Origin of the sequence: Bradyrhizobium cosmicum, from assembly GCF_032290525.1 — a bacterium.
Taxonomy (GTDB): Bacteria; Pseudomonadota; Alphaproteobacteria; order Rhizobiales; family Xanthobacteraceae; genus Bradyrhizobium; species Bradyrhizobium cosmicum_A.
This window is the reverse complement of the sequence record NZ_JASXTA010000003.1, coordinates 197,140-222,484: the sequence shown is the minus strand read 5'-3', so window position 1 is coordinate 222,484 and position 25,345 is coordinate 197,140. Positions and strand designations below refer to the sequence as shown.

29 protein-coding genes are annotated in these 25,345 nt (G+C 64.2%); 17 read left to right on the top strand and 12 right to left on the bottom strand.

Annotated elements, in window-relative coordinates; translation table 11 throughout:
• Positions 1 to 10 precede the first annotated feature (10 nt).
• The 5 genes from QSV46_RS07145 to QSV46_RS07125 all read right to left on the bottom strand — a co-directional run bounded on the left by QSV46_RS07145 (position 11) and on the right by QSV46_RS07125 (position 3,446).
• Positions 11 to 1,486 carry a type II and III secretion system protein family protein gene (locus QSV46_RS07145; protein ID WP_314948525.1) on the bottom strand — a complete coding sequence of 492 codons (1,476 nt, stop codon included), beginning with the start codon at positions 1,484 to 1,486 and terminating at the stop codon, positions 11 to 13.
• 11 nt (positions 1,487 to 1,497) lie between these two features.
• Positions 1,498 to 2,295, bottom strand: coding sequence for a Flp pilus assembly protein CpaB (cpaB, locus tag QSV46_RS07140; RefSeq protein ID WP_314948523.1), 798 nt, complete (start codon positions 2,293 to 2,295; stop codon positions 1,498 to 1,500).
• A gap of 124 nt (positions 2,296 to 2,419) precedes the next feature.
• The gene (locus QSV46_RS07135; protein WP_314948520.1) at positions 2,420 to 2,944 is read right to left on the bottom strand and encodes a prepilin peptidase; all 525 of its coding nucleotides are present in this window, start codon (positions 2,942 to 2,944) and stop codon (positions 2,420 to 2,422) included.
• Positions 2,945 to 3,067: 123 nt separating this feature from the next.
• Positions 3,068 to 3,208 (bottom strand): hypothetical protein, encoded by a 141-nt coding sequence (locus QSV46_RS07130; protein WP_314949272.1) that lies wholly within the window; start codon positions 3,206 to 3,208, stop codon positions 3,068 to 3,070.
• A gap of 73 nt (positions 3,209 to 3,281) precedes the next feature.
• The gene (locus tag QSV46_RS07125; protein WP_166813093.1) at positions 3,282 to 3,446 is read right to left on the bottom strand and encodes a Flp family type IVb pilin; all 165 of its coding nucleotides are present in this window, start codon (positions 3,444 to 3,446) and stop codon (positions 3,282 to 3,284) included.
• A 265-nt stretch (positions 3,447 to 3,711) separates the two neighbouring features.
• On the opposite strand from QSV46_RS07125, the gene QSV46_RS07120 reads away from it, so the two are divergent.
• Positions 3,712 to 4,539, top strand: a complete 828-nt coding sequence (locus QSV46_RS07120; RefSeq protein WP_314948516.1) for a sterol desaturase family protein — start codon at positions 3,712 to 3,714, stop codon at positions 4,537 to 4,539.
• 164 nt (positions 4,540 to 4,703) lie between these two features.
• Positions 4,704 to 5,198, top strand: a complete 495-nt coding sequence (locus QSV46_RS07115; RefSeq protein ID WP_314948514.1) for a pilus assembly protein N-terminal domain-containing protein — start codon at positions 4,704 to 4,706, stop codon at positions 5,196 to 5,198.
• A 189-nt stretch (positions 5,199 to 5,387) separates the two neighbouring features.
• Here the strand turns inward: QSV46_RS07115 and QSV46_RS07110 are convergent, their stop codons facing one another.
• From QSV46_RS07110 to QSV46_RS07100, 3 genes are all read right to left on the bottom strand, one after another.
• Positions 5,388 to 5,600 carry a cold-shock protein gene (locus QSV46_RS07110; protein ID WP_007599788.1) on the bottom strand — a complete coding sequence of 71 codons (213 nt, stop codon included), beginning with the start codon at positions 5,598 to 5,600 and terminating at the stop codon, positions 5,388 to 5,390.
• 267 nt (positions 5,601 to 5,867) lie between these two features.
• The gene (infA, locus tag QSV46_RS07105; RefSeq protein WP_148755275.1) at positions 5,868 to 6,155 is read right to left on the bottom strand and encodes a translation initiation factor IF-1; all 288 of its coding nucleotides are present in this window, start codon (positions 6,153 to 6,155) and stop codon (positions 5,868 to 5,870) included.
• A 24-nt stretch (positions 6,156 to 6,179) separates the two neighbouring features.
• Positions 6,180 to 7,778 carry a DEAD/DEAH box helicase gene (locus QSV46_RS07100; RefSeq protein WP_314948474.1) on the bottom strand — a complete coding sequence of 533 codons (1,599 nt, stop codon included), beginning with the start codon at positions 7,776 to 7,778 and terminating at the stop codon, positions 6,180 to 6,182.
• Between the two features lie 483 nt (positions 7,779 to 8,261).
• On the opposite strand from QSV46_RS07100, the gene urtA reads away from it, so the two are divergent.
• The 15 genes from urtA to QSV46_RS07025 all read left to right on the top strand — a co-directional run bounded on the left by urtA (position 8,262) and on the right by QSV46_RS07025 (position 22,298).
• On the top strand, positions 8,262 to 9,584 hold the full coding sequence (gene urtA, locus QSV46_RS07095) for an urea ABC transporter substrate-binding protein (protein WP_314948472.1): 1,323 nt from the start codon (positions 8,262 to 8,264) through the stop codon (positions 9,582 to 9,584).
• A gap of 83 nt (positions 9,585 to 9,667) precedes the next feature.
• A complete protein-coding gene (gene urtB, locus QSV46_RS07090; RefSeq protein WP_314948469.1) occupies positions 9,668 to 11,275 on the top strand; it encodes an urea ABC transporter permease subunit UrtB in 1,608 nt (535 codons plus the stop codon).
• Positions 11,272 to 12,441 carry an urea ABC transporter permease subunit UrtC gene (urtC, locus tag QSV46_RS07085; RefSeq protein WP_314948467.1) on the top strand — a complete coding sequence of 390 codons (1,170 nt, stop codon included), beginning with the start codon at positions 11,272 to 11,274 and terminating at the stop codon, positions 12,439 to 12,441. Before urtB ends, urtC begins: the two co-directional genes overlap by 4 nt.
• A 6-nt stretch (positions 12,442 to 12,447) precedes the next feature.
• Complete coding sequence (gene urtD / locus QSV46_RS07080) at positions 12,448 to 13,209, top strand: urea ABC transporter ATP-binding protein UrtD (RefSeq protein ID WP_314948465.1); 762 nt, start codon at positions 12,448 to 12,450, stop codon at positions 13,207 to 13,209.
• A 3-nt stretch (positions 13,210 to 13,212) separates the two neighbouring features.
• Positions 13,213 to 13,908: an urea ABC transporter ATP-binding subunit UrtE gene (urtE, locus tag QSV46_RS07075; protein WP_314948463.1), complete on the top strand. Its 696-nt coding sequence runs from the start codon at positions 13,213 to 13,215 to the stop codon at positions 13,906 to 13,908.
• Positions 13,909 to 13,939: 31 nt separating this feature from the next.
• Positions 13,940 to 14,770, top strand: coding sequence for an urease accessory protein UreD (locus QSV46_RS07070; RefSeq protein WP_314948461.1), 831 nt, complete (start codon positions 13,940 to 13,942; stop codon positions 14,768 to 14,770).
• A 38-nt stretch (positions 14,771 to 14,808) separates the two neighbouring features.
• A complete protein-coding gene (locus tag QSV46_RS07065; RefSeq protein WP_314948459.1) occupies positions 14,809 to 15,111 on the top strand; it encodes an urease subunit gamma in 303 nt (100 codons plus the stop codon).
• A 111-nt stretch (positions 15,112 to 15,222) separates the two neighbouring features.
• Complete coding sequence (locus tag QSV46_RS07060; protein WP_314948457.1) at positions 15,223 to 15,528, top strand: urease subunit beta; 306 nt, start codon at positions 15,223 to 15,225, stop codon at positions 15,526 to 15,528.
• A 54-nt stretch (positions 15,529 to 15,582) separates the two neighbouring features.
• Positions 15,583 to 16,122 (top strand): HD domain-containing protein, encoded by a 540-nt coding sequence (locus QSV46_RS07055; RefSeq protein WP_314948455.1) that lies wholly within the window; start codon positions 15,583 to 15,585, stop codon positions 16,120 to 16,122.
• A 37-nt stretch (positions 16,123 to 16,159) separates the two neighbouring features.
• The gene (ureC, locus tag QSV46_RS07050) at positions 16,160 to 17,875 is read left to right on the top strand and encodes an urease subunit alpha (RefSeq protein WP_314948452.1); all 1,716 of its coding nucleotides are present in this window, start codon (positions 16,160 to 16,162) and stop codon (positions 17,873 to 17,875) included.
• A gap of 141 nt (positions 17,876 to 18,016) precedes the next feature.
• The gene (locus QSV46_RS07045; RefSeq protein WP_314948449.1) at positions 18,017 to 18,316 is read left to right on the top strand and encodes a putative quinol monooxygenase; all 300 of its coding nucleotides are present in this window, start codon (positions 18,017 to 18,019) and stop codon (positions 18,314 to 18,316) included.
• 11 nt (positions 18,317 to 18,327) lie between these two features.
• Entirely contained in the window at positions 18,328 to 18,957 is a 630-nt protein-coding gene (locus QSV46_RS07040; protein ID WP_314948447.1) for an urease accessory protein UreE, read from the top strand.
• Positions 18,938 to 19,666, top strand: coding sequence for an urease accessory protein UreF (locus QSV46_RS07035; RefSeq protein WP_314949250.1), 729 nt, complete (start codon positions 18,938 to 18,940; stop codon positions 19,664 to 19,666). Before QSV46_RS07040 ends, QSV46_RS07035 begins: the two co-directional genes overlap by 20 nt.
• Before the next feature lie 15 nt (positions 19,667 to 19,681).
• Entirely contained in the window at positions 19,682 to 20,341 is a 660-nt protein-coding gene (gene ureG, locus QSV46_RS07030; protein WP_409997156.1) for an urease accessory protein UreG, read from the top strand.
• Positions 20,342 to 20,639: 298 nt separating this feature from the next.
• Positions 20,640 to 22,298, top strand: coding sequence for an HWE histidine kinase domain-containing protein (locus QSV46_RS07025; protein ID WP_314948444.1), 1,659 nt, complete (start codon positions 20,640 to 20,642; stop codon positions 22,296 to 22,298).
• 21 nt (positions 22,299 to 22,319) lie between these two features.
• Here the strand turns inward: QSV46_RS07025 and QSV46_RS07020 are convergent, their stop codons facing one another.
• From QSV46_RS07020 to QSV46_RS07005, 4 genes are all read right to left on the bottom strand, one after another.
• Positions 22,320 to 22,928 (bottom strand): TetR/AcrR family transcriptional regulator, encoded by a 609-nt coding sequence (locus tag QSV46_RS07020; protein ID WP_314949247.1) that lies wholly within the window; start codon positions 22,926 to 22,928, stop codon positions 22,320 to 22,322.
• A gap of 95 nt (positions 22,929 to 23,023) precedes the next feature.
• Positions 23,024 to 24,166 (bottom strand): OpgC domain-containing protein, encoded by a 1,143-nt coding sequence (locus QSV46_RS07015; protein WP_314948442.1) that lies wholly within the window; start codon positions 24,164 to 24,166, stop codon positions 23,024 to 23,026.
• Between the two features lie 189 nt (positions 24,167 to 24,355).
• Positions 24,356 to 24,811, bottom strand: a complete 456-nt coding sequence (locus QSV46_RS07010) for a hypothetical protein (RefSeq protein ID WP_314948439.1) — start codon at positions 24,809 to 24,811, stop codon at positions 24,356 to 24,358.
• A 94-nt stretch (positions 24,812 to 24,905) separates the two neighbouring features.
• The gene (locus QSV46_RS07005) at positions 24,906 to 25,277 is read right to left on the bottom strand and encodes a YqjD family protein (protein ID WP_314948438.1); all 372 of its coding nucleotides are present in this window, start codon (positions 25,275 to 25,277) and stop codon (positions 24,906 to 24,908) included.
• Positions 25,278 to 25,345: the final 68 nt, after the last annotated feature.

The window sequence follows — 25,345 nt, the reverse complement described above, 5'->3', positions numbered from 1 at the left end:
CCGTTCCGCATCAGTCGGTAATGAAGCCGTAAGTGCCGCGATAGTTCTTGGCCGGTTCGGTCCGGCCGGGCACGCCGTAGATGCGGTTGATGTTGCCGATCAGCTGCGCCTGCGGATCCGCAGGCGCAGCGAAGCCGTCATCCGGCCGCGACAGGTCCTTTGGCGCCGCTGCGCGAACGACATAGGGCGTCACGATCACGACCAGCTCGGTCGCGTTGTTGACGAAGTCGCGGCTGCGGAACAGCGTGCCGAGGATCGGGAGCTGCATCAGCCCCGGCAATCCGCTGACGGCCTGCTTGGTCTGCTGCTGGATCAGGCCGGCCATGGCCATCGCGCCGCCGGAGGGAATTTCCAGCGAGGTCTCGGCGCGGCGGGTCTTGATCGAGGGCACTGTCAGCGAGTTCACCGAGGTCGAGGTCACGGCCTGCGACAGCGTGATGGCATTTTCGTTCGACAGTTCCGAGACCTCGGTCATGACGCGCAGGCTGATCTTGCCTTCGCTCAGCACCACGGGGGTGAAGTTGAGCGAGATGCCGAACTTCTTGAAGCTGATCTGGGTGGTACAGACATGCGTGGTGGGATCGCACGCGTAGCCTGCCGGCACCGGGAATTCGCCGCCGGCGATGAAGGTCGCGGACTCGCCGGAGATCGCGGTCAGGTTCGGCTCGGCCAGCGTCCGGATCACGCCCGCGGTCTCCATCGCGCGCAGGGTGGCCTGCACCGACGGTGTCGCGCCGAACTTCGTGGTCAGTGCGTTGCCATCCACCAGATTCTTGCCAAGTGCCGTGAACGGGTTGGAGTTGGTGAAGCTCACGACCGACGTGCCGTAGTTCAGGTTCGCAGTGAGATCGATGCCGAGCTGCTTGACGATGGTGCGCGCAATTTCGGCGACCGTCACCTTGAGCATGACCTGGTCGCGGCCGCGGACCACGATCGAATTCACCACCTTGTCGGCGCCGCCGGCAAGGCGTGCGGCGAGGTCGTTGGCCTGCTGCGCTTCCAACAGGTTCGCCGCGCTACCGGTCAGGACGACGCCGTCGCCCAGGCCGTCGATCTGGATGTCGGCATTGGGCAGGACCTGCTTCAACGCGGCACGCACGCCGTTGAGGTCGCGCTTGACCGCGATGTCATAGGCCGCGATCTGCTGGCCGGCTGAGTCGAAGAACACGATGTTGGTCTGGCCGACCGAGGCGCCGATGATGTAGGCGCGCTGAGCCGAGCGGACCACCGCATTGGCGATCTTGGGATCGGCGACCAGCACATCCTTGATGTCGCGCGGCAGGTCGATCACGATCGACTTGCCGACGCCGAGCGAGAGGAAGCGCGCGTTCATCTGGCCGTCGGCGGCGGCCTGCGCCACAGGACGGTAGTCGGCGGCGACCGCCGGGGTGAGCACCGGGTTGAGCGTCAGCGCGAAGGCGGCCGAAAACGACAGGGCACGGACCATCGAGGTTCGCATCGTCGCCAGATCTGCCCTGCATTTCATGTCGCCGGTCCTCATTGTGCCTTCGCCGCCTGACTTGTAATGCCGTAGCGAATGATCGAAACGCCCTCACGCTTCTGCGCGGAATCATCGAGCGTGATCTCGCTCATCTTGACGTCGACGATGCTGCGCAGCGCCAGCGACAGCGTGCCGCTCTGCCGGGCCGCTGAGAGCGTCGCGGTTTGCGCGGGACTGAGCTCGAGGGTGACGGTCTTGCCGACCACCGCGTTCTGGCCGTCCTTCTCTTTCGGTGCCTGGTCGATCGCCAGCACGCGGATATTGGCCAGGATGATCTCGGACGTGACGATGTCCTGGGCGCCGGCGCTCTGGTCGGGATTCTTCAGGCGGCGCGTCAGAAGCACGTCGACGCGGTCGTTGGGCAGGATAAAGCCGCCGGCACCGGTTTCCGGCGAAATCTCGGTCGAGATCGCGCGCATGCCGGTCGGCAGGATCGCGGCCATGAAGCCGGAGCCCTCGGGCTTCACCAGCTTCTGGTCGCGGATCGGTTCACCCTGGATGAAGGGGGCCCGCGCGATCGAGCCGGTGACCTGGGTCGCGCCCTCGGGGCGCTCGTTGCGGCGGATGAAGGTGGCGCTGGCGGTCGCAGCCGGCCATGTCTGCCATTGGACGTCTTCCGGCTTCACGGTCTGGCCGAGGCCGATGTCGTTCTTGGCCACCAAAACGTCGACGGTTGGAAGCTGCGCGACCGGAGCGGGAGGCGGCGCAGAATTGTCCGAGCCGCTCGCCAGGTACGCGGCGACGCCGCCGGCGCAGATGGCGACCGTCAGGACGACTATGCGTGCCCTATTCATACGCTTCACTTTCCACAAAACGCCGCGACGCTGCCGCCGCCGTAATCGGCAGTTGACCAGCTATTCGTCAAAGCATGGTTAATGAGGCGTATCTAAATCGCCCCGACGCCGGGTTACCCGGCGTTCAGCGCAGTGCGAGGTGAGCGAGGTCGATCGCCTTCACCCACTCGGTCTCCGGATAGACCATCAGCGCGCCAAGCGTGAGCGCGATGCCGTAGGGGATGCCGCTCTCCTTGTCGTGCAGCCGTGCCAGCCAGGCCTGGCCCGCCAGCCCGTAAGGCAATGGCCACTGCCGGAACTGGAGCAGAAGCAGCGTCAGCGCTCCGCCGAACAGCGAAGCGTAAAGCAGGAAGTCCATCAATTGCGCGAAGCCGAACCAGAGCGCGACCGACGCTGCGATCTTGGCGTCGCCGCCGCCCATCCAGCCCATCGCAAAGCAGGTGAAGGCCACGGCGAGCAGCAGCGCGCCGGCGCCGACATGGCTCAGCATCTCGTAAGGTGCCATGCCACCGGCGAAAGCGAGCACGAAGAAGCCCGCGACCAGCGCCAGCGACACGCGGTTCGAGATGGTCATCGTGAAGAGATCGCTCGCGGCGGCGAAGGCCATGAGGGCCGGGAAGAGCAGAAGGCGCGCAAGGTCGAGGATCATGGGCGGCGTCTTGGGCCTGGGTTCGTCGCGGGATCGGATCGTCGCCGCATGCTAGCCGGCGGTGCTAAACAAACCGACAACGGCGGACGCGGCCTTGAGAGGCCGCAACCCGCCGAGCCGCGCTCACCAGATGCTGGCAATGCGCGCGGCGAGGGCGGCCGTCGCGAGCAGCAGTGCAAGGCAAACCCAATAGACCGGCGAAGAGGTCTCGGCCGCCTCCGCCTCGCTCGCCGCAACCGCGGCATCGGTTCTGTACTCGCGCAACGCCACTGGAACTCGCCGTATTCGGAAAAACAAAGCCCCGGAGGTCCGGGGCTTTTGGTCGTTCGTCGGTCGCTTACTTCAGCGAGGTGCTGATCGAGCCGAACTTGGTGTTCAGCGAGCTGCCGAGGTTGTTGACGACGGTGATGATGGCAAGCGCGATGCCGGCGGCGATCAGGCCGTATTCGATGGCGGTGGCGCCGGATTCATCCTTGGCGAAACGCGCAATCAGGTTCTTCATGAACTAAACTCCATCTGGGGTGTGATCGCCTCGTTCGGCGCTATACTTGACGCGATGACCATGGAGCCGAGCTCTTTCGGGAGAGTTAATCCGATCGGGCAAACCCGTTTCCTGCCCGATGCTTTTGCCCAAAGTGAATTTCGCCTTAAGGGCGCCGTTGCAATTCTTGCAGTTCCAAATGAGCGTCGGGCGCGCCGACTTCATCCTCCCTTAAATTTCGGGGAGTAGGCGTAAGAGGGATCAGAAGTCCGGAAGCGAGGCGACGATGTCGAGCCTGCCCATGCAAGTCGCCCTGATGCTCGGCGAGACCATCCAGAAGATGGTCCCCGTCACCTTCGTGCTCGCGGCGGTCTTCACCGTGCTCGAGCATTTCTGGGCCTGCAATCCCGGCGCGCCGTGGTGGCGCAAGCGCGAGATTCTCACCGACATCTGTTACTGGTTCTTCGTTCCGGTGTTCGCGCGCACCATGCGGATCGGGCTGCTGATCGTCGGTGCCGGTGCGGTCTTCAACATCCACGACGCCGACGAGCTCATTGCGTTCTACGACAATGGCCATGGCCTGCTGGCGCAATTGCCGCTGTGGCTACAGGCGGTCCTGTTCCTGGTGTTGTCTGATTTCATGCTGTACTGGCTGCACCGGCTGTTTCACGACGGCGGATTCTGGAAGTACCACGCCATCCATCACTCGTCGGAGGAGATCGGGTGGATTTCCGCGGCGCGCTTCCATCCCGTCAATCTCATGCTCGGGACGATCGGCGTCGACGTCGTGCTGCTGATGGCCGGCATTTCCCCGAACGTCATGATCTGGGTCGGTCCGTTCACCACCTTCCATTCGGCCTTCGTGCACGCCAACCTGAACTGGACGTTCGGGCCGTTCAGATATGTGCTGGCGACGCCGGTGTTCCACCGCTGGCACCACACCGCGCTCGAGGAGGGCGGCGACACCAACTTTGCCGGGACGTTCCCGATCTGGGACGTGCTGTTCGGCACCTTCCGCATGCCGGAAGGGCGACTGCCGCAGGATTACGGCAAGGACGAAGCGACCATGCCGAAGGAGATCGGGGGCCAGCTCGCCTATCCGTTCCGCCGCTAGAGCTGCATCCGGAGCGGTCCGGATCTCAAAAGCCAGTCCGTTCAAACAATAGCCGGCGAGTTTGCGGAACGTTCACGAATTAAGGGCAGGTTAGCCGGGTCGGGCACCGGCTCCGCTGTCATCCAATCGCTTCTGCCGGTTTGTGACGTCCCGGGAGTATGAGTATGCGTAAAGAGTTGCTGCGCCGTCAGGCGCGCGTCTGCCTTCTGGTTGCGGCTGCGGTGCTGGCATCGCCGGCTGCCGGCCTTGCCGAGCCCACCGCCGAGGCCATCGCCGTCAATGTCGACCAGGCCAAGCTGGTCCGCCTGCCCGGCAAGGTCGCGACCATCGTGGTCGGCAATCCCCTGATCGCCGATGTCACGCTCCAGCCCGGCGGCATGATCGTCGTGACCGGGAAGGGCTATGGCGCGACCAATTTCATCGCACTCGACCGCGGCGGCGAGATCCTGGTCGACCGCCAGATCCAGGTCGAAGGCCCGAGTGATCGGCTCGTTACCGTCTACCGCGGGATCGAACGCGAGTCCTACAGCTGCATGCCGCTTTGCCAGCGTCGCGTGACGCTCGGCGACAGCGACACCTACTTCAACAACACGATGAGCCAGGCCGGTTCGCTAAGCAGCTCGGCCAGCGGCGGCGGTAACGCAGCCAAATCCAACTGACGGGACTGATCCGGCGGCGTTGCCCGTGCAGGATCGTCTGATCCTGAACGGCCGCTCGCGCGTGCGGGAGAGTTCTCTCTTCTTGCGCAATCGGCATACGAAGCGGCGACGGCCGCTTCGGGCATGAAAAAAGGCCGTGCGTCCGCACGGCCTTTTCGTTTCTTTTGTTCGCTCGATTGAGCCGACAGCTCAACCGGCGGAGCGGAGGTTGTCAGCTGCCGACTTGCCGGAACGGCGGTCGGCGACGATCTCGTAGGAGATCTTCTGGCCTTCGCGCAGCGTGCCGAGGCCGGCGCGCTCGACGGCGCTGATGTGTACGAAGACGTCCTGGCCGCCATCGTCGGGCTGAATGAAGCCGAAGCCCTTGGTCGCGTTAAACCACTTCACGGTTCCCATGCTCACGGGGGTAGTTCCTTCTCAGATAAGCAGTGTCGAAGCCCACTTTCGCAGGCGGGTTAGATCGAGTTTCTGGAAGGGTCGTCAGCGTGTCTGAACCGGCTGTACCGGTGGATGCTAAAGTCGTCCGGCCGAAAATCGATAAGCGGATTTTATTGGAAATAAGGCGCCAAAACAATCCTGAGGTGCACGATTTTTTGATCCGCCGTGACGCCCACGGCGGATCAGCATTCAGGGCCGAATTATATACCCATACGTGTGCAGCCGCTCCGCTTAGCGGCGGCGGAACTGGCCACCGCGCTGTCCGGGACGGGGAGGTCCGCCGGCGCCGCTGGGACGTTCGTCCTTGTGGCGGAAAATCAACCGGCCCTTCTCGAGGTCATAGGGCGACATCTCGACCGTCACGCGGTCGCCGGCCAGCGTCTTGATGCGGTTCTTCTTCATCTTGCCGGCGGTGTAGGCGACGATCTCGTGTCCGGCGTCGAGTTGCACGCGGTAGCGGGCGTCGGGGAGGATTTCGGTGACCAGTCCTTCGAACTGGATCAGCTCTTCCTTAGCCATGTGGGTGTCTCCAGTCGTGGACTGTTAGTTCGAATGAGGATTGCGGTTCGGCCGGCTGTTGGGGCGACTCTCGCGACGCAAAAAGGCAACGCCTTGTATTCCATCAGGCTTGCCAGCGCTATGCGCGGGACGCTGTTCCGACCGATCGGCTGGTGAGGAATTCATCTTACCACTGGAACCGCGGGGACGGCGAGACCCCTTCGAGGCCTTGTGGCCTTCACCGGGCCTGCCATCAACAGGTCTGCCCTCGACACGGCGTCCTTCACCGGGCCGTCCGTCGCCCTGCTTGCCGGCGCCATGATGGCGCCCGTCGGCATGCCTTTCGTCGGCACGCCGTCCGTCACCGCGGCGTCCCTCACCATGCCTTGCACCTTGCGGACGCTGGCCCGGGCGGCCCGGCCGGCCCTGTCGCTGCTGCTGCGGGGGAGGACCCGCATCGCGGCGGCCGGCGTCGGTGCGGAGATCTTCGCGCGGCAGCGTCACCTTGATCAGCCGCTCGATGTCGCGGAGATAGGCAAGCTCCTCGCCACCGGCGACCAGCGAGATCGCGGTGCCCTCGGCGCCGGCGCGCGCGGTGCGGCCGATACGGTGGACATAGGTCTCGGGCACGTTCGGCAGGTCGAAATTGATCACGTGGGTGATGCCGTCGACATCGATGCCGCGGGCGGCGATGTCGGTGGCAACCAGCGTGCGGATATCGCCGGAGCGGAACTGGGCGAGAGTCCGTTCGCGGTGATTCTGCGACTTGTTGCCGTGGATGGCGCTGGCGGGAATGCCGGCCTTCTCGAGCGTCTTCACCACCTTGTCGGCGCCGTGCTTGGTGCGGGTGAAAACCAGTGCCCGGTTGACCGGCTCCTGTTTCAACAGCTGTGCGAGGAACGCCGGCTTCGCGGAGAAATCGACCTGGATGATGCGCTGCTGGATGCGCTCAACGGTCGAGGAGACCGGGGTCACTGCGACTCGGGCGGGATCGCGCAGCATCGCGTCGGCGAGCTCGGCGATGTCTTTTGGCATGGTGGCCGAGAAGAACAGCGTCTGCCGCTTGATCGGCAGCTTGGCGACGATTTTGCGGATGTCGTTGATGAAGCCCATGTCGAGCATGCGGTCGGCCTCGTCGAGCACGAGGAATTCGACGCTTCCAAGCTTCAGCCCGTTGCTCTGGACCAGATCGAGCAGGCGGCCCGGGGTGGCGACCAGAACGTCGACGCCCTGCATCAGGGAGCGGACTTGGCGCCCCATCGGCACGCCGCCGATGGCGAGCGTCGAGGACAGGCGGATGTGGCGGCCATAGGCGTTGAAGCTGTCGAGGATCTGGCCCGACAGCTCGCGGGTGGGCGAGAGCACCAGCACCCGGCAGGTCTTGGGCTGCGGCTTGATGCGGTTCTCCAGCAGGCGGTGCAGGATCGGCAGCGCGAATGAGGCGGTCTTGCCGGTGCCGGTCTGGGCGATGCCGACGACGTCGCGGCCGGTCAGCGCCGTTGGAATGGTCTGGACCTGGATGGGGGTGGGGGTGACGTAGTTCTCTTCACGAAGAGCACGTGCGATCGGTTCGGCGAGGCCGAAGTCCTGAAACGAAGTCAAAAGATGGGTTCTTTCCATGTCAAAAGCGGACGCCCGGCGCATTCGGCGCGGCGCGCGCAAGAGGGTGTCGAGAAGACACCTGCGTGTTTGGGGTGTCGGATGGGCTTGGGAGCTGAAGGGGCAAGCCAGAGGCCCGAGAGGGCTTAAGAACACGCGGCTCGCTACGACCCCTTGATTCGCAAGAGGTCTCGTCCGCTCATATGGAACATTAAGGGGGCACTTTCAAGGCACGCTCACCACAAATGGCGATTGCGGTGCAGAAATAGTTATGCCGGAAATTTAGACAGCAGCGTCAATTTGCTTAAAAAATGATCCCATTGCCGCATTAGTATCCATTTTATTCGCCCAAAACTTGGGCGGTTGGGCCGCGACGAAAGTGGGATTGTGGCAAAATTATCTAGCCTGACCAATAGGTTGGCATGTGCCCAACCCATGGCATGGTTCTTGCGATTCCGTTAATCGCAGGCGGCCGTGGGGCCGTTTCGCAGCGTCTTTTCACGTCTGCGTCAGGGAGATGATACAATCATGCTTACCAAATCCACTCACGATATAGCGGCGTCATTTAGCCGCCGCGGCGTGCTCGCCGCGACCGCCGGACTGATGCTCGGTCTGGCCTCATTGACTGGCGCGAAGGCCGCCGACGACACCATCAAGGTCGGTGTCCTCCATTCTCTCTCCGGCACCATGGCCATCAGCGAAACCACGCTGAAGGACACCATCCTCTTCCTGATTGACGAGCAGAACAAGAAGGGCGGCGTGAACGGCAAGAAGCTCGAGGCCGTCGTCGTCGATCCCGCCTCGAACTGGCCGCTGTTCGCTGAAAAGGCGCGCGAGCTGATCACCAAGGACAAGGTCTCGGTCGTGTTCGGCTGCTGGACCTCGGTCTCGCGCAAGTCCGTGCTGCCGGTGTTCAAGGAGCTGAACAGCATCCTGTTCTATCCCGTGCAGTACGAGGGCGAGGAGTCGGAGCGCAACGTGTTCTACACCGGTGCTGCGCCGAACCAGCAGGCGATCCCTGCCGTCGACTATCTGATGAAGGACGAGAAGGTGAAGCGCTGGGTGCTCGCGGGCACCGACTACGTCTATCCGCGCACCACCAACAAGATCCTGGAAGCCTATCTGAAGTCGAAGGGTGTCGCCCAGGAAGACATCATGATCAACTATACGCCCTTCGGTCATTCCGACTGGCAGACGATCGTGGCCGACATCAAGAAGTTCGGCTCGGCCGGCAAGAAGACGGCGGTGGTCTCGACCATCAACGGCGACGCCAACGTTCCCTTCTACAAGGAGCTCGGCAACCAGGGCATCAAGGCGAAGGACATCCCGGTGGTGGCGTTCTCGGTCGGTGAGGAAGAGCTCGCCGGCATCGACACCAAGCCCCTGCTCGGCCATCTCGCCGCCTGGAACTACTTCCAGTCGATCAAGTCTCCCGAGAACGAGAAGTTCATCAAGGCCTGGCAAGCCTACACCAAGAACCCGAAGCGCGTGACCAACGATCCGATGGAAGCGCACGTGATCGGGTTCGACATGTGGGTCAAGGCGGTCGAGAAGGTGAAGTCGACCGATCCGGACAAGGTGATCGACGCGCTGCCCGGCATCGAAGCCAAGAACCTGACCGGCGGCACGTCCAAGATGCTTCCGAACCATCACATCACCAAGCCGGTGTTCATTGGCGAAATCAAAGCCAACGGTCAGTTCGACGTGGTGTGGAAGACCCCGGGCCTTGTGGCCGGCGATGCCTGGTCGAAGGAGCTCGATGGCTCGAAGGACCTGGTTGGCGACTGGGTCGGCAAGAAGTGCGGCAACTTCAACACCAAGACCAACAAGTGCCTCGGTTCGGGCTCCTGATCCGGATCTGACGCTTCAGTCGCACGACGGGAGAAGACGGCTATTCCGCCGCCTTCTCCCCACTTCTGCCGGGGTGATCCAAAGTGCCAACCAGTTTGTCCGCTCGTTCCTGCACCTTTATCCTCTCGTTGTTCCTGATCGCGTTCGCACTGCCGGCCTTCGCCGGCCCGTTCGAGGATGCGGTCGCAAAATTCGCCAACGACGATTTTTCCGACACGGATGAGGCGATCGGCGTCATCGCGAGCAGTGGCAACAAGCTGGCTTTCCCCATCATCAGTGCGCTCCAGGACGGCCGCCTCATGGCCGATCCCGACAGCAAGAAGATTTACGTCACCGGTGCCGACGGCAAGTCGATCGACGCCGCGACCGGCGAGCCCGTTGCCAGCGTTCCCGACAGCGCCAGCGCGGTCCGCCTCAACAATCGCCTGCGCCGCAGTGTCGATGCCGCGATCGGCAGCCTGACGCTGCAGTCGCCGGATCTTGGAACACGCCTCCAGGCCGCTCAATCCGTCTTCAAGTCGCACGAAGAAACCGCGCTCGAGGCGGTCGATGGCGCCCTCGCCAAGGAAACCAACAAATCCGTCAAGGCCGCGCTCGGCGACGCCCGCGCGGCGATCCTGCTGTTCAAGCCTGATGCCACCGAAGTCGAGAAGCTCGAGGCGGTCGGCACCCTCAAGGCGCGCGGCGACCAGGAAGCGCTGGCGCTGCTCACCGGCATGGGCGACCAGCCGGCCTCGGTGACCAAGGCTGCCGCGAGCGCGATCGGCTCGATCCAGAGCTCGCTCGCGGTCTGGTCCATGGTGCAGAATGCCTGGTACGGCCTCTCGCTCGGCTCGGTGCTGCTGCTCGCCGCGATCGGACTCGCCATCACCTTCGGCGTGATGGGCGTCATCAACATGGCTCATGGCGAGATGGTGATGTTAGGGGCCTACACCACCTTCGTGGTGCAGGAGGTGATCCGCACCCGCTATCCCGGCCTGTTCGACTACTCGCTGCTGATCGCCGTGCCGCTCGCCTTCCTCGTCGCCGGCGCGATCGGCGTGCTGATCGAGCGCAGCATCATCCGCTTCCTCTACGGTCGCCCGCTGGAGACGCTGCTGGCAACCTGGGGCCTGTCACTGGTGCTCCAGCAGGCTGTACGCACCATGTTCGGCCCGACCAATCGCGAGGTCGGCAACCCCTCCTGGATGAGCGGCGCGTTCGAGCTCGGCCAGATCACCATCACCTATAACCGGCTCTGGATCCTGGTCTTCACGCTGGCCGTGTTCGCGATTCTGCTCGCGATGCTGCGCTATACCGCGCTCGGCCTCGAGATGCGCGCGGTGACGCAGAACCGCCGCATGGCGGCTTCGATGGGCATCGCGACCTCGCGCGTCGACGCGCTGACCTTCGGCCTCGGCTCGGGCATTGCCGGCATCGCCGGCGTGGCACTGTCGCAGATCGACAATGTCAGTCCGAATCTCGGGCAGAGCTACATCATCGACAGCTTCATGGTCGTGGTGTTCGGCGGCGTCGGCAATCTCTGGGGCACGCTGGTCGGCGCCTTCACGCTCGGCATCGCCAACAAGTTCCTGGAGCCCGTCGCCGGCGCGGTGCTCGGCAAGATCGCCATCCTGGTTCTCATCATCCTGTTCATTCAAAAGCGGCCGCGCGGACTGTTCGCGCTCAAGGGCCGGGCGGTGGAAGCATGACGCCGCATATGCTGACCCGATCGCTGGACCGCAGCGCGACGATCTTCCTCGCAATCGTCGCGGCCTGCGGCATTCTCATCCCGCTCTCCAATTTGCTGCTGCCCGCGGGATCGTTCCTTCAGGTGCCGACCTATCTGGTTGCGCTCTGGGGCAAATATGTCTGCTACGCGATCCTCGCGCTTTCGATCGATCTGATCTGGGGCTATTGTGGCATCCTCTCGCTCGGCCACGGCGCGTTCTTCGCGCTCGGCGGCTACGCCATGGGCATGTACCTGATGCGGCAGATCGGCACCCGCGGCGTCTACGGCAACCCGATCCTGCCGGACTTCATGGTGTTCCTGAACTATTCGAAGCTGCCCTGGTACTGGTACGGCTTCGACATGTTCTGGTTTGCGGCGCTGATGGTGCTGGTCGTGCCCGGCCTGCTCGCCTTCTGCTTCGGCTGGCTGGCGTTCCGCTCCCGCGTCACCGGCGTGTACCTGTCGATCATCACGCAGGCGATGACCTATGCGCTGCTGCTCGCCTTCTTCCGGAATGATTTCGGCTTCGGCGGCAACAACGGCCTGACCGACTTCAAGGACATTCTGGGCTTCAACGTGCAGGCCGAAGGTACCCGTGCGGCGCTGTTCGCGCTGAGCTGTCTGGCGCTGATTGTCGCCTTCCTGATCTGCCGCGCCGTCGTGTCCTCCAAGCTCGGCAAGGTGCTGATCGCGATCCGCGACGCGGAATCGCGCAGCCGGTTTCTCGGCTACCGCGTCGAATCCTACAAGCTGTTCGTGTTCACGTTGTCGGCCTGCATGGCCGGCGTCGCCGGGGCGCTCTATGTGCCGCAGGTCGGCATCATCAACCCGTCCGAATTCGCACCGGGCAACTCGATCGAGGCGGTGATCTGGGTCGCGGTCGGCGGCCGCGGCACCCTGGTCGGTGCCGCGCTCGGCGCCGTCGTCGTCAACTACGCAAAAACGTTCTTCACATCCGGCATGCTGGCGCCGTACTGGCTGTTCATGCTGGGCGCGATGTTCATTCTGGTGACGCTGCTGCTGCCCAAGGGCATCGTCGGCACCTTCAATGCCTGGTGGAACTCGTCGAGGGAAAAGCGCGTCGCGGCGACCAGGGCGAGTGCCGCGGCCGAAGACGGCGTCACCGAACCCAAGATGGCGGAGTAGCCGGTCATGAACGTCATGGATACCCGCGCGACGTCCGCCATGCTCTATCTCGACGGCGTGCACGTCTCGTTCGACGGCTTCCACGCCATCAACAATCTGTCGCTGACCCTCGAGCCCGGCGAGATGCGCGCCATCATCGGCCCCAACGGGGCCGGCAAGACCACGATGATGGACATCATCACGGGCAAGACCAAGCCCGACGAGGGCACGGTCTTGTTCGATGGCGTCACCGATTTGACGCGCCTCGACGAAACCCGGATTGCCGAGCTCGGCATCGGTCGCAAATTCCAGAAGCCCACCGTGTTCGAGAGCCAGACCGTGCAGGACAATCTGCTGCTCGCGCTCAATGTCGACCACTCGGTCCGCGGCACGCTGTTCTGGCGCGGCAGCAAGGCCGAGTCCGAGCGCATCGACAAGGTGCTGGAGACGATCCGCCTGACCGAGGCGCGAGGCCGCCTCGCCGGCAGCCTCAGCCACGGCCAGAAGCAATGGCTCGAGATCGGCATGCTGCTGGCGCAGGACCCGAAGCTGCTCCTGGTCGACGAGCCCGTCGCCGGCATGACCGACGTCGAGACGCACCTCACTGCCGAGCTGTTGAAAGAGATCAACAAGACCCACACTGTGATGGTGGTCGAGCACGACATGACGTTCGTGCGCGAGCTCGGCGTCAAAGTCACCTGCCTGCACGAGGGCACGGTGCTCGCGGAAGGAACCATCGACCAGGTCTCGTCAAACGAGCGGGTCATCGAAGTCTATCTGGGGCGCTGAGCGATGCTCGAAGTCAAGGACATCAACCTGTTCTACGGCGCGGCGCAGGCGCTGCGCGGCGTCTCGATCGCCGCAGAGCCCGGCAAGGTCACCTGCGTGCTCGGGCGCAACGGGGTCGGCAAGACCTCGCTCCTGCGCGCCATGGTCGGGCAGTATCCGGTTTCCTCGGGCGCGATCGTGCTCGACGGCAGCGACATCACCGGCCTGAAGCCCTATGAGCGGGCGCGCAAGGGCATCGGCTTCGTGCCGCAGGGCCGCGAGATCTTTCCGCTGCTGACCGTCGAGGAGAACCTCAAGACAGGCTTCGGTCCGCTCAAGCGCGAGGACAGGCACATTCCGGACGACGTGTTCTCGCTGTTTCCGGTGCTGCAATCCATGCTCGGCCGGCGCGGCGGCGACCTCTCCGGCGGCCAGCAGCAGCAGCTCGCGATCGGGCGCGCGCTGGTGATGCGGCCGAAGCTGCTGCTGCTCGACGAGCCGACCGAGGGCATCCAGCCCTCGATCATCAAGGACATCGGCCGCGCCATCTCTTATCTGCGCAACCTCGGCAACATCGCCATCGTACTGGTCGAACAATATCTCGACTTTGCCTGCGAACTCGGCGACAGTTTCGCGGTGATGGATCGCGGCGCGGTGAAATTCACCTGCGATCGCTCCAATCTTGACCCGGCCGAAATCAGCCGCCAGATGGCGCTGTAAGTCATTCTGCCGCGACCGGCTGGGGAGGCGGATGCGCAGCGACGTTTCAGCGGTATCTTCGGTGTTCGAAGCCAACCGTGCCCGCGGCGTGGTGCGCTTCGACGTCCATGCGCGTGACGGTGTGACGCGTCGCGGCGTCTTGCATGAATCCGGCTCTTTGCGCGTGCGCTTTCCCTCGCCGGAAGGCGAAGGGTTGTCCGGTGTGTTCGTCAACACGGCCGGCGGCGTTGCCGGCGGCGACAGTTTCGATGTCGAGATCGCGGCGGGCGAAGGCTCGCGCCTGACATTGACCACGGCCGCCGCCGAAAAAGTCTATCGCGCGCCCGGGGCGGCCGCGCAGCTCAATATTGCCTTGAAGGTCGCCGCAGGCGCGCATCTCGGCTGGCTGCCCCAGGAGACGATCCTGTTCGATCGCGCCCGGGTTCACCGCCGCTTCGATATCGAGCTCGATGACGCGGCTTCGCTCCTACTGTGCGAGATCGTCGTGTTCGGCCGCACTGCCATGGGCGAGCGGATGGAGCAGGGCGAGTTCGTCGACCGCTGGCGGCTGCGGCGCGGCGGCAGACTGGTGTTCGCCGAGACGGTCAGGCTCGATGGCAATATCGGCGCAAAACTTGGGCGATTCGCGGTGGCCAAGGGCGGTGCCGCAATTGGTACGGCCCTGATCGTGCCCGGTGATGAGGCATTGATCGAGCGCATCCGCGAGGCGTCGGACTCGTTCTCCGGCGAGGTCGGGATCTCCGCCTGGAATGGCTTTGCAATGGCTCGGTTCTGTGCCCAAGATGCGGCGCGCTTGCGCGCCGACATGATGGCCGTGCTGGCGCGCACCGGTGCTGCTTTGCCACGGCTGTGGCTGAATTGACCGGCTGAATTGAAGTGTTGAACGGATAGAGATTTCGCATGAACCTGTCTCCCCGCGAAAAGGACAAGCTTCTGATCTCGATGGCGGCGATCGTGGCCCGCCGCAGGCTGGATCGCGGCGTCAAGCTCAACCATCCCGAGGCGATCGCGATCATCTCCGATTTCATCCTCGAAGGCGCGCGCGACGGCCGCACCGTCGCCGAGCTGATGCAATCAGGCGCGCAGGTCCTCACCCGCGACCAGGTGATGCCGGGCATTCCCGAGATGATCCATGACATCCAGGTCGAAGCGACCTTCCTGGACGGCACCAAGCTCGTCACCGTGCACGAGCCGATCAGGTAGTTTTGAATTCGTCATTCCGGGGCGCCCGAAGGGCGAACCCGGAATCCAGAGTTTGTTGATCAAGATTCCGGGTTCTCGCTGCGCGAGCCCCGGAATGACGAGGAGGATAGAATGATCCCCGGTGAACTCTTCATCCAGGACGGCGAGATCGAGCTCAATGCCGGCCGCAAGACCGTGACGCTGACGGTGGCCAACACCGGCGACCGCCCGATCCAGGTCGGCTCGCACTACCATTTCTTCGAGACCAACCCGGCGCTGAAGTTCGATCGCAGACGCGCCCGCGGCATGCGCCTCGACATCGCCGCCGGCACCGCCGTCCGCTTCGAGCCCGGCCAGACCCGCGACGTCCAGCTTGTCGCCGTGGCGGGGAAGAAGACCATCTACGGTTTTCGCGGCGACGTGATGGGGAAGCTGTGACCCTGGGAACGAGCACGGCGCGGCGCGGTTGAGGCGGAAACGGAGGTCCTTGCCATGCTGTCGCCAATCCGCCTCGTTTCCGAAGCCGCTGAACTCGCCGCGCACCGCCACAACGGCATGGCGCGCAAGGGGCGCGGCAACGAGCCCTATATCAACCATCTCGCCGAAGTCGCGAACCTGCTTGCGACCGCGACCGACGGGGCCGATGCCGAGCTGGTCGCGGCCGGCTGGCTGCATGATTCAATCGAAGATACCGACACCACGCGCGAGGAGCTCGCGCAGAGATTCTCGGAGCGTGTCGCCTCGCTCGTGGTCGAATGCACCGACGATATGAGCCTGCCGAAGGCTGAACGCCGGCAGAAGCAGATCGAAGACGCTCCGCACAAATCGCCGGGCGCAAAGCTGATCAAGATCGCCGACAAGGTCAGCAATATCGGCGCGCGCATTCAATCCGATCCGACCACTGCGGAACGTGACGACTTCGCCGACTATGCCGGCTGGGCTGAGCAGGTGGTTGCGGGCTGCCGCGGTGGCAATGCGTGGCTCGACACGAAATTCGACGATGCCGTGAAAGCAGCGAGGGCTTTGCTGTGAGCAACGAACAACAATTCAAACGCAAACGGGGCTTGTGATGTCCGTCAAGATCAAACGTTCCGTCTACGCCGACATGTTCGGTCCGACCACCGGCGACAGGGTACGGCTGGCCGATACCGATCTCATCATCGAGGTCGAGAAGGATTTTACGACCTACGGCGAAGAGGTGAAGTTCGGCGGCGGCAAGGTGATCCGCGACGGCATGGGGCAGTCGCAGGTCACCAACCGGCAGGGCGCGGCCGACACCGTCATCACCAATGCCCTGATTCTTGATCACTGGGGCATCGTGAAGGCCGACGTCGCCATCAAGGACGGCATGATTTCGGCGATCGGCAAGGCCGGCAATCCCGACATCCAGCCGGGCGTCACCATCATCATCGGTCCCGGCACCGACGTGATCGCCGGTGAAGGCAAGATCCTCACCGCGGGGGGCTTCGACAGCCACATTCATTTCATCTGTCCGCAGCAGATCGAGCATGCGCTGATGAGCGGCGTCACCTCGATGTTAGGGGGCGGCACCGGTCCGTCGCACGGCACGTTCGCCACCACCTGCACGCCGGGGCCGTGGCACATGGGGCGGATGATCCAGTCGTTCGACGCCTTCCCGGTCAATCTCGGCATTTCCGGCAAGGGCAACGCCTCGCGGCCCGCCGCGCTGGTCGAGATGATCAAGGCCGGCGCCTGCGCGCTGAAGCTGCACGAGGATTGGGGCACGACGCCGGCCGCGATCGACAACTGCCTGTCGGTGGCTGATGACTACGACATTCAGGTGATGATCCACACCGACACGCTGAACGAATCCGGCTTCGTCGAGGATACCATCAAGGCCTTCAAGGGCCGCACCATCCATGCCTTCCACACCGAAGGCGCCGGCGGCGGTCACGCGCCTGACATCATCAAGGTCGCCGGATTGAAGAACGTGCTGCCGTCATCGACCAACCCGACGCGCCCGTTCACGCGCAACACGATCGACGAGCATCTCGACATGCTGATGGTGTGCCACCACCTCGATCCCTCGATCGCGGAAGATCTGGCCTTCGCCGAAAGCCGTATCCGCAAGGAGACGATTGCGGCCGAGGACATTCTGCACGACCTCGGTGCGCTCTCGATGATGTCCTCGGACTCGCAGGCGATGGGCCGGCTCGGCGAGGTCATCATCCGAACCTGGCAGACTGCCGACAAGATGAAGAAGCAGCGCGGCTCGCTGCCGCAGGACAAGGGCAAGGACAACGACAATTTCCGCGTCAAGCGCTACATCGCCAAATACACGATCAACCCGGCGATCGCCCATGGCGTGTCGAAGCTGATCGGCTCGGTCGAGAAGGGCAAGCTCGCCGATCTCGTGCTGTGGTCACCGGCCTTCTTCGGCGTCAAGCCCGACTGCATCGTCAAGGGCGGCATGATCGTCGCGGCTCCGATGGGCGATCCCAACGCCTCGATCCCGACACCGCAGCCGGTGCATTACCAGCCGATGTTCGGCGCCTTCGGCAAGGCGCGCACGGCCTCGTCGGTGGTGTTCACCTCGAAAGCCGCGATCACCGGAGGTCTCGCGCGAAAACTCGGCATCGAGAAGAAGCTCTATGCCGTCCAGAACACCCGCGGCAAGATCTCCAAGAAGAGCATGATCCACAACGACGCCACGCCTGATATCGAGGTCGATCCGGAGACCTACGAGGTCCGGGCCGACGGCGAACTGCTCACCTGCGCGCCGGCCGAGGTGCTGCCGATGGCGCAGCGATATTTCATGTACTGAAATAGCGCCTCAACGCATGTCCCAAGAGCATGTCCTGGGCGCAGGTCCGGGGCGGCTTTTCCGGTTTTGCGTTCGATCCCGGCTGGTCTAAGGTCCCGCCCGGTATCGTGAACCCCAGAAGAAAAGCCGGGAGGATTTCTCGTGATCTACGTCGTTGCAACCTTGACCATCAAGCCCGAAACGCGCGCCGAATTCATTGCAGCCGCCACTGCCTGCATCACGGAGACGCGGAAAGAGCCCGGCAATATCGCCTATGATCTGCATGAGAGCGTCACCGATCCCGCCAAGATGGTGTTCGTCGAGCAGTGGGAGAATGCCGAGGCGCTGGTGCCGCACCGTGGCATGGAGCACATGAAGACGTTCGGCCGCGTGGCGGTGAAATGCTTCACGGCGCCGCCGAAGATCGAAGTGATCACGCCCGAAAAGGTCGAGACGCGGTAACGGGGGAAAGCATGATCCGGGCGACGCAGGTCAAAGGGCAACACCGCTTCGCTGAAGCGCCAGCGGATACGGTCGTGCTCGATTTCGACGATCGGCATCGCCGCCGCATGGCGATGACAGGGACGCGGGGGCTCGAATTCCTGCTCGACCTGGAGAATGCCGTCGCGCTCCGCGGCGGCGATGCGCTGGTGCTGGAGGACGGTCGGCTGATCGAAGTGGTCGCGGCGGCCGAGCCGCTGCTCGAGATTCGCGGCCACGATCCGCACCATCTCATCCGTGTCGGCTGGCATCTCGGCAACCGTCATCTGCCGACGCAGATCATGGCCAAGGCCTTACGCATCCGCCGCGACCATGTCATCGAGACCATGGTGAAGGGCCTCGGCGCCCGCGTGATCGAGATCGAGGCGCCGTTCGATCCCGAAGGCGGCGCTTATGCGGATGCCGGGCATGCGCACGGCCACGACGACCATGCCCATCACGACCACGGCCACCATGACCACGATCATCATGATCATCACGGCCACGATCATCACAATCATGATCACGCCGCGCATGACCATGGCCACGATCATCATCACGACGAGCATTGCGACCATCCCGACCATCGCCACGGCCACAAGCATGCTCATGACCACAAATGAGCCGGTCGGCGCCGGTGACCTCGCAGAAGGCGAGGCGGCGGCGCTGTACCGGCTGATGACATGGCTGTCGCCGGCATTCCCGGTCGGCGGCTTCTCCTATTCCAGCGGGATCGAATGGGCGGTCGAGGCGGGCGATATCTCCGACACCGCGACGCTCGCCGACTGGCTCGACGTTATGCTGGGCGACGGCTCGGGCTTTTGCGACGCGACGTTTCTGGTTCATGCCTATCGTGCCGCTCGAGCCGGCGATGAGGCTGCCCTGAACGATATTGCCGAGCTCGCCGCGGCCTTCGTGCCGTCGCGCGAGCGGCAGCTCGAGACGACCTCGCAGGGCCGCGCCTTCATCGACATCTGCCGCGCCGCGTGGGATGCCGACGGGCTGGATGCCATGATCGCAGCATGCGACACGCCACTGATCTATCCCGTCGCGGCCGGTGTGGTCGCGGCAATGCACGGCGTTCCGCTGGCGCCGACGCTGCACGCCTTCCTGCATGCGCTGGTCTCGAACTGGATTTCCGCGGCCAGCCGCCTCATTCCGCTCGGCCAGACCGACAGCCAGCGCGTGCTGGTGAAGCTGGAAGCCGCCGTCGCCGCGACCGCCAATCGTGCGCTGAATGCGACACTGGACGATCTCGGCAGCGCGACCTTCCGCGCCGATCTCGCCAGCCTGCGGCACGAGACGCAATATACGCGGCTGTTTCGCTCGTGAGCGGCGCGGCCTTCAATCCATCGAGAGAGAGCAAGCGACATGGCGAGTGACCTGGCGAAATCTCACGGCCCCTTGCGTGTCGGCATCGGCGGCCCGGTCGGATCGGGCAAGACCGCGCTGATGGACCTGCTCTGCAAGACCATGCGCGAGCGCTACGACATCGCCGCGATCACCAACGACATCTACACCAAATGGGACGCGGAATTCCTCGTGCGTTCGGGCTCGCTGACGCCCGACCGCATCGCCGGCGTCGAGACCGGTGGCTGCCCGCACACCGCGATCCGCGAAGACGCCTCGATGAATCTCGCTGCGGTCGCGGACATGCGCGCGAAATTCCCGGGGCTCGACCTCGTGCTGATTGAATCCGGCGGCGATAATCTTGCTGCCACTTTTTCCCCGGAGCTCGCCGACCTCACCATCTACGTCATCGATGTCGCCGCCGGCGACAAGATCCCGTCCAAGGGCGGTCCCGGCATCACCCGGTCCGACCTCCTGGTCATCAACAAGATCGATCTCGCGCCCTATGTCGGCGCCTCTCTGGAGAAGATGGACACGGACGCCAGGCGCATGCGCGGCACGCGCCCCTTCGTCATGACCAACCTGAAGAAGGGCGAGGGGCTCGACCGTATCGTCGGCTTCATCGAGGCCAAAGGTGGCCTGAAACGGGCAAGCTGACGGCGCGGCGACATGGCGCAGGCGTCTTCCGCCGTTAACGCCTGGGGCAAGACCGCATCTGCGGAACAAATTTCGGACACGGCGATTAACTACCTCCGGTGCCCGGAGCAAAGCCTTCATGGCCGGACCATCGGCCGGGCGGATTAAGCTTTTCAGGCGACCGAAGTTGCGTACTGATGCCTCCTCCTTCATTATCTCCCTTATTGGGGTCCACTCTGTTTCGGCACATGGCCGATCGAGCGGCATTCATATGCTCCGTGTTTATTGCCGACCTGCTGCTTTCGTCTGAGTAGTCGAAGTGGTCCGGCTGGGTTTCATCATCGGCTTCATCGCTCTGCTCGGGGCCCTGCTCTCCGGGCTCGCGGCCTATCGCGTCCACGACCAGGAGCTGGCGCTGGACCGGATTGCGCTGGCGCGCGCGATCGACGTTCACGCGAGCCTGGTCCAGGACCGGCTGACCGAGCGCGAGCTGCTCGCACGTGTCGCCTCAGGCCTGTTCCGCGCGCCATCGGTAATCAAGCCCAACATGCTGGAGCCGCTGCGCTCGGCCATCTACGCCTTCAAGACCGATTTCGTGGTGGCCGGGTGGGTCGCCAGGCTAAAGCCGACCGAGCTCGTGGCGGCGCAGGCCGCGATCGCGGGCGCCGGCTTCCCCAACCCGCGGATCCGCTCGTATGACGACAAGCCGATCGACCCTGCGAGCGTGACCCAGCCGATCGACGTGCTGATGGATCTCGAACCGCGCAGCAACGAGACCAGGGCGCTGCCCGGCCGCAGCTACGACCAGGATCAGGTGCGCAGTGCCATGCTGACGCGCGCCCGGGTGGAGAAGAGGTCGGTCGCCTCGGACCCGATCCCGCTCCTGCGCGGCGGCGGTCCGATCGGCGTCATCGTGGCCGCGCCGGTCATTCCCGAGGGCGCAACCGAGCCGGCGGGCTTCGTCACGTTTTCCTACGAGCTCGCCTCGCTGATGCTGACCAATGACGACATGTCGTTGTTTGCGGTCGCACTGAAGGACCCGCGGAAGGAGGGTGGCGAGCTCGTTGCCAACGACCAGGGCGTGGTCTCGTCGCGGATGGCGGCCGCGGACGGGCCTGCGCCATCTGCGACCCGCACGGTGAGCTTCGGAGGCCGCGACTGGCAGCTCGGCTATTACGCCAAGTCCAATTCGGCGCGGCGCGCCGAGCAGACCGCGATCATCGTGGCCGCCATCGGTTTTGCCATCACCGCGATGGTGTGCGGCCTGTTCGGCTATGTCGCCTACAACAATCTGCGGCTCAGCCGGGAAATCCAGGTGCGGATCGGCTTCGAGCGCCGGCTGACCGCCGTCATCGACGAGCTCAACCACCGGGTCAAGAACATCCTGGCGGTGATCCAGTCGATCGTGACGCGCACGCTGCGCCACGGCTCCGACATCGACGCCGCGCGGGAGCTGCTGATCGGCCGCATTCACGCCATGTCCAACGTGGTCTCGCTGCTCAGCGAGAGTCAGTGGCAGGGCGTCAAGCTGAAGGGCCTGTTCGAGGCGCGCGCCATCCCGCACGCCGACCGCATTGCCGTCACCGGCCCTGATATCGCGGTCAGTGCGCGTGCCGCGCAGAGCCTGTCGCTGCTGTTCTTCGAACTTGCCTCGCACTCGGACGAAGGCCTAGCGCTGGTCGGAAAGCATCCGCACATCACCGCGAACTGGACGGTGACGGGCGAGGCGACCGACGAGGTCTTCCATTTCCGCTGGGAGGAATTCAACACCAGCGAGGCAACGCGCCGCCCGGATTCCGATTTCGGCCTGATCCTGCTCGATCGCGTTGCGCCCGAAGCGCTGGGCGGTACCGCCAAGCGCTACTTCACCGACGTCTCCTACGTCTATGAGCTGACCGCGCCGATGGAAACGGTGGTCGACATGACCGAGCGCGACCGCACGGACCGGCTCTCGGCGCCGGTCAGGCCCGTGCGGTAGAGGCCGCGCGGCTAAACCTTGCTAAACCTTGGGCCGCAATACGAGATCGACGAGATTGCGTGCGTAGGCCGGCGTGATCGGTGCGATGCCGAAGACGTAGCGGTAGAACAGGCCGCCATAGATCGCGTCGTAGAGATCCTCAGGCAGTCCCTCGGCCTGGATGCTGCCGTCGGTCTGGCCTGCGGCGATCATCTCGACCAGCGCGTCGCGGCGGAATTGCAGGTAGCGTGCGTAGAACAGCTCCGCCGAGCCGGTCTTCGAAATGCATTCGGAGATGACGGCGAGCTGCACCTTGCCGAACTCGCCCTGGAGCGCCTCGGCATAGATTGCGGCATGGCGGCGGGCGCGCGCGGCAGGCGTGCCGGAACTCGCAGGCGGCAGCGGCAGCATCTGCGCGGCGTGATGAAGGAAGGCGTCGATCAGCAGCGCTTCGCGCGATGGCCACCATTTGTAGATCGTCATCTTGGAGACGCTGGAGTGGCGCGCTACGGCGTCTATGGTGGTGGCGGCAAGGCCGGTGGCGGCCATCAGCGCATAGGCGCTTTCGAGGATGGCGTTGCTGGTCTCGATCGAGCGCGGGCGCCCGCGCCGGGGCGCACTGTCGGCTTCGTCACCCCCGCCCTTCTCCATCGCCACGCCAAGTCTCCAGAGCCACTCCTCACGCGGAGCGACTCGGCATAGCGCAGCCGCCGCTTTCGGCCTAGCAGAATCGCACGATCATGTGGTCAGGCCTGCTGCCGCAGGGCGGCCGGCAGATCCTGGCGCTTCGACCAGGAGACGTAATAGGCGGCCGCTGCCATCGCCGCGAAGCCGACCAGGCTCACCGCGATCTGCATCGCCACCAGGTTGGGCCCCGTGATCAGGATGAGGTGGCCGGCGAAGGACAGGAACACCGCGATGCAGAAGACCGCGAGCCACTCCTCGCCGCACGTGATCACCGCCTGCAGCGGCCGCCATGTCAGGCCGGGGTGATCGGCCGGAATGAGATGGGTCGCAATCAACGCGAGTGCGAGGAAGTGGAGCACCCGATAGGGCGCGAGGTTTTCCTTGTCGGTCGGCGCGATGCTGCTCAGGAGCAGATCCGGCAAATAAGCGGACAATGTCGGCGAATGGCGCATCAAGGTGACAGCCATTGCGAATATCAGATAACTCCCTGCGAGTATCCGCAGCCAGGGCATGCCACGCAGCGCCCGCCCGGGCGCCCCCGTGACGGCGAACCATCCGCCCAGCACCATGAGCATTTGCCAGCACAGCGGATTGAAGGTCCACTCCTGATCGGGATAGACACGGAAATTCCAGTCGAACCATCGCGCGGCAAGATACAGCGCGACCGATGCCGCGAGCGTCAGGTTCGGCCGCCGCAGCAGCCCCCACAGCACAAACGGAAAGAACGCCATCAGCGGGATCATCAGCTGCAGCAAGTCGAGGTTCAGCGGCTCCTCCTGGAGCACGAGCCCGCGGACCAGGATGCGCAGCGGGTGCTCGAGAATGCCGGAGATGTTGTACTCGTGGATGATCTCCGGCGCCGTCGATTGCGAGGCGACGTAGGCGATGGCGTCGATATAGATCACGAACAGCACGACATAGGCCGCGTAGAGCCGCCAGACGCGACGAAAGATCCGCGTTGCCGCGACCACATAGCCGCGCTCCAGCGCCATCCTGCCGTGGATGATGGCGACGCCATAGCCCACCACGAACACGAACAGGTCGGCCGCGCCGCTGAAGCCGAAATTGCGCAGCGTCAGCAGATTGACGACGTTGTTCGGGATGTGGTCGACGAACACCGACCAATTGGCGATGCCGAGCGTCAAATACAGCCTGGCGTCGTGATGAAATGCGGCGAGGTTCGCCTTGACGGACGGTTTCATTGAGTAAAATAGCTTTGGGAATCAGGGTGATGCTTTTACCGGCAACCGCCTGCCTATCCGAGTAGCGTTTGCGTGATGGCGGGGCATTCGCGCTGGACGGCGCAAAATTGGCGGCGGCGCCGCCGATGCCGAATTCCGATAGATGCGCTCGCAGGACCCAGGACGAAATTTTCTGACCCGCGCGGGCCGCTATTCGGCCGGTTCAGCCGACGCTTCGTCCGGCACGCCGGCGCGGCTCGCCATGATTCCGAGCGCGACGCCGCCGATCGCCAGGATCGGCAGCAGCCGCTTGATCCCGATGGCGCGAACGATCTGGAGCCCCGTCGCGAGCAGCATGGGATCGGCGAGCATGCTCTGCGCGGTCGACTTCGCGGCACGCTCGGCTGCGATATGGGCGCGCTTCTGCAATTGGCGCTTGTAGCCCCAATAGGTGCCCGCAGCCGTGAGCGTCAGCAGGAAGAAGATGCCGGCGCCTGCGAGACAGGCTTGCACCGGACCGTATTTCTCCAGCACCGAGATGAAGACGGCGGCACAGAGAAAGCAGGTCGTGATGAACAGCGCGAATGCCGCGCCTGCGGCCAGCGACGTCAGTCGGACCGCCGTGCCGGTCGATGCGCTGATGCCGTCGATCATGCGTTGAAACATGGACTTGCTCCTCGGTTCCCCACAAGCCGTATCGCTTCACAAGCCAGTATCGGCGGTGCCGCGGGCCTGCCGCCGCAACATGTCACGGCGCGCCTTACCGGCGCCAGGCGGCGCCGATCAGGAATCCGATGCCGAGCGCGAGCGCCACGGTCGCGAGCGGTCGCTGCGTGATCGCGTCTTCCAGCGTCTCCTCGATCGAGCCGTAGGCGTCTTGCGCAGCGCCCATCATCGCGCTGCCGCGGTCCGACATGTCGTCGATCGCGGAATCCACGTTCTCGCGCGCCTGACGATAGCCGCGGCGGGCCTGCTTGCTGGTGGAATTTGCAAAGGTGTTGAGCGCGTCGGTGATCTGGTCGGTGAGGGCGGCGATATCGCTTTTCACGGCTGCTACATCCTTCTCGAGGCGTTCTCTGGTGGCTTTGTCGGTCCAGTCTTTCATCCCGGCTTCGGCATTGGTCGTGGACATCGGGAGCTCCAAACTGTTGAGGCTGAGATAGCCGGAGAACGTTTCGCCGTCGGGGAAGTTCCGTTTGC

What these genes read in the sequence shown, in the direction of transcription:
- QSV46_RS07145 (WP_314948525.1), bottom strand. Translation starts at nt 1,486, where the DNA reads ATGAAATGCAGGGCAGATCTGGCGACGATGCGAACCTCGATGGTCCGT.
- cpaB (WP_314948523.1), bottom strand. Translation starts at nt 2,295, where the DNA reads ATGAATAGGGCACGCATAGTCGTCCTGACGGTCGCCATCTGCGCCGGC.
- QSV46_RS07135 (WP_314948520.1), bottom strand. Translation starts at nt 2,944, where the DNA reads ATGATCCTCGACCTTGCGCGCCTTCTGCTCTTCCCGGCCCTCATGGCC.
- QSV46_RS07125 (WP_166813093.1), bottom strand. Translation starts at nt 3,446, where the DNA reads ATGAAGAACCTGATTGCGCGTTTCGCCAAGGATGAATCCGGCGCCACC.
- QSV46_RS07120 (WP_314948516.1), top strand. Translation starts at nt 3,712, where the DNA reads ATGTCGAGCCTGCCCATGCAAGTCGCCCTGATGCTCGGCGAGACCATC.
- QSV46_RS07115 (WP_314948514.1), top strand. Translation starts at nt 4,704, where the DNA reads ATGCGTAAAGAGTTGCTGCGCCGTCAGGCGCGCGTCTGCCTTCTGGTT.
- infA (WP_148755275.1), bottom strand. Translation starts at nt 6,155, where the DNA reads ATGGCTAAGGAAGAGCTGATCCAGTTCGAAGGACTGGTCACCGAAATC.
- QSV46_RS07100 (WP_314948474.1), bottom strand. Translation starts at nt 7,778, where the DNA reads ATGCGCCGGGCGTCCGCTTTTGACATGGAAAGAACCCATCTTTTGACT.
- urtA (WP_314948472.1), top strand. Translation starts at nt 8,262, where the DNA reads ATGCTTACCAAATCCACTCACGATATAGCGGCGTCATTTAGCCGCCGC.
- urtC (WP_314948467.1), top strand. Translation starts at nt 11,272, where the DNA reads ATGACGCCGCATATGCTGACCCGATCGCTGGACCGCAGCGCGACGATC.
- urtD (WP_314948465.1), top strand. Translation starts at nt 12,448, where the DNA reads ATGAACGTCATGGATACCCGCGCGACGTCCGCCATGCTCTATCTCGAC.
- urtE (WP_314948463.1), top strand. Translation starts at nt 13,213, where the DNA reads ATGCTCGAAGTCAAGGACATCAACCTGTTCTACGGCGCGGCGCAGGCG.
- QSV46_RS07070 (WP_314948461.1), top strand. Translation starts at nt 13,940, where the DNA reads ATGCGCAGCGACGTTTCAGCGGTATCTTCGGTGTTCGAAGCCAACCGT.
- QSV46_RS07065 (WP_314948459.1), top strand. Translation starts at nt 14,809, where the DNA reads ATGAACCTGTCTCCCCGCGAAAAGGACAAGCTTCTGATCTCGATGGCG.
- QSV46_RS07060 (WP_314948457.1), top strand. Translation starts at nt 15,223, where the DNA reads ATGATCCCCGGTGAACTCTTCATCCAGGACGGCGAGATCGAGCTCAAT.
- QSV46_RS07055 (WP_314948455.1), top strand. Translation starts at nt 15,583, where the DNA reads ATGCTGTCGCCAATCCGCCTCGTTTCCGAAGCCGCTGAACTCGCCGCG.
- ureC (WP_314948452.1), top strand. Translation starts at nt 16,160, where the DNA reads ATGTCCGTCAAGATCAAACGTTCCGTCTACGCCGACATGTTCGGTCCG.
- QSV46_RS07040 (WP_314948447.1), top strand. Translation starts at nt 18,328, where the DNA reads ATGATCCGGGCGACGCAGGTCAAAGGGCAACACCGCTTCGCTGAAGCG.
- QSV46_RS07035 (WP_314949250.1), top strand. Translation starts at nt 18,938, where the DNA reads ATGCTCATGACCACAAATGAGCCGGTCGGCGCCGGTGACCTCGCAGAA.
- QSV46_RS07020 (WP_314949247.1), bottom strand. Translation starts at nt 22,928, where the DNA reads ATGGAGAAGGGCGGGGGTGACGAAGCCGACAGTGCGCCCCGGCGCGGG.
- QSV46_RS07015 (WP_314948442.1), bottom strand. Translation starts at nt 24,166, where the DNA reads ATGAAACCGTCCGTCAAGGCGAACCTCGCCGCATTTCATCACGACGCC.
- QSV46_RS07010 (WP_314948439.1), bottom strand. Translation starts at nt 24,811, where the DNA reads ATGTTTCAACGCATGATCGACGGCATCAGCGCATCGACCGGCACGGCG.
- QSV46_RS07005 (WP_314948438.1), bottom strand. Translation starts at nt 25,277, where the DNA reads ATGTCCACGACCAATGCCGAAGCCGGGATGAAAGACTGGACCGACAAA.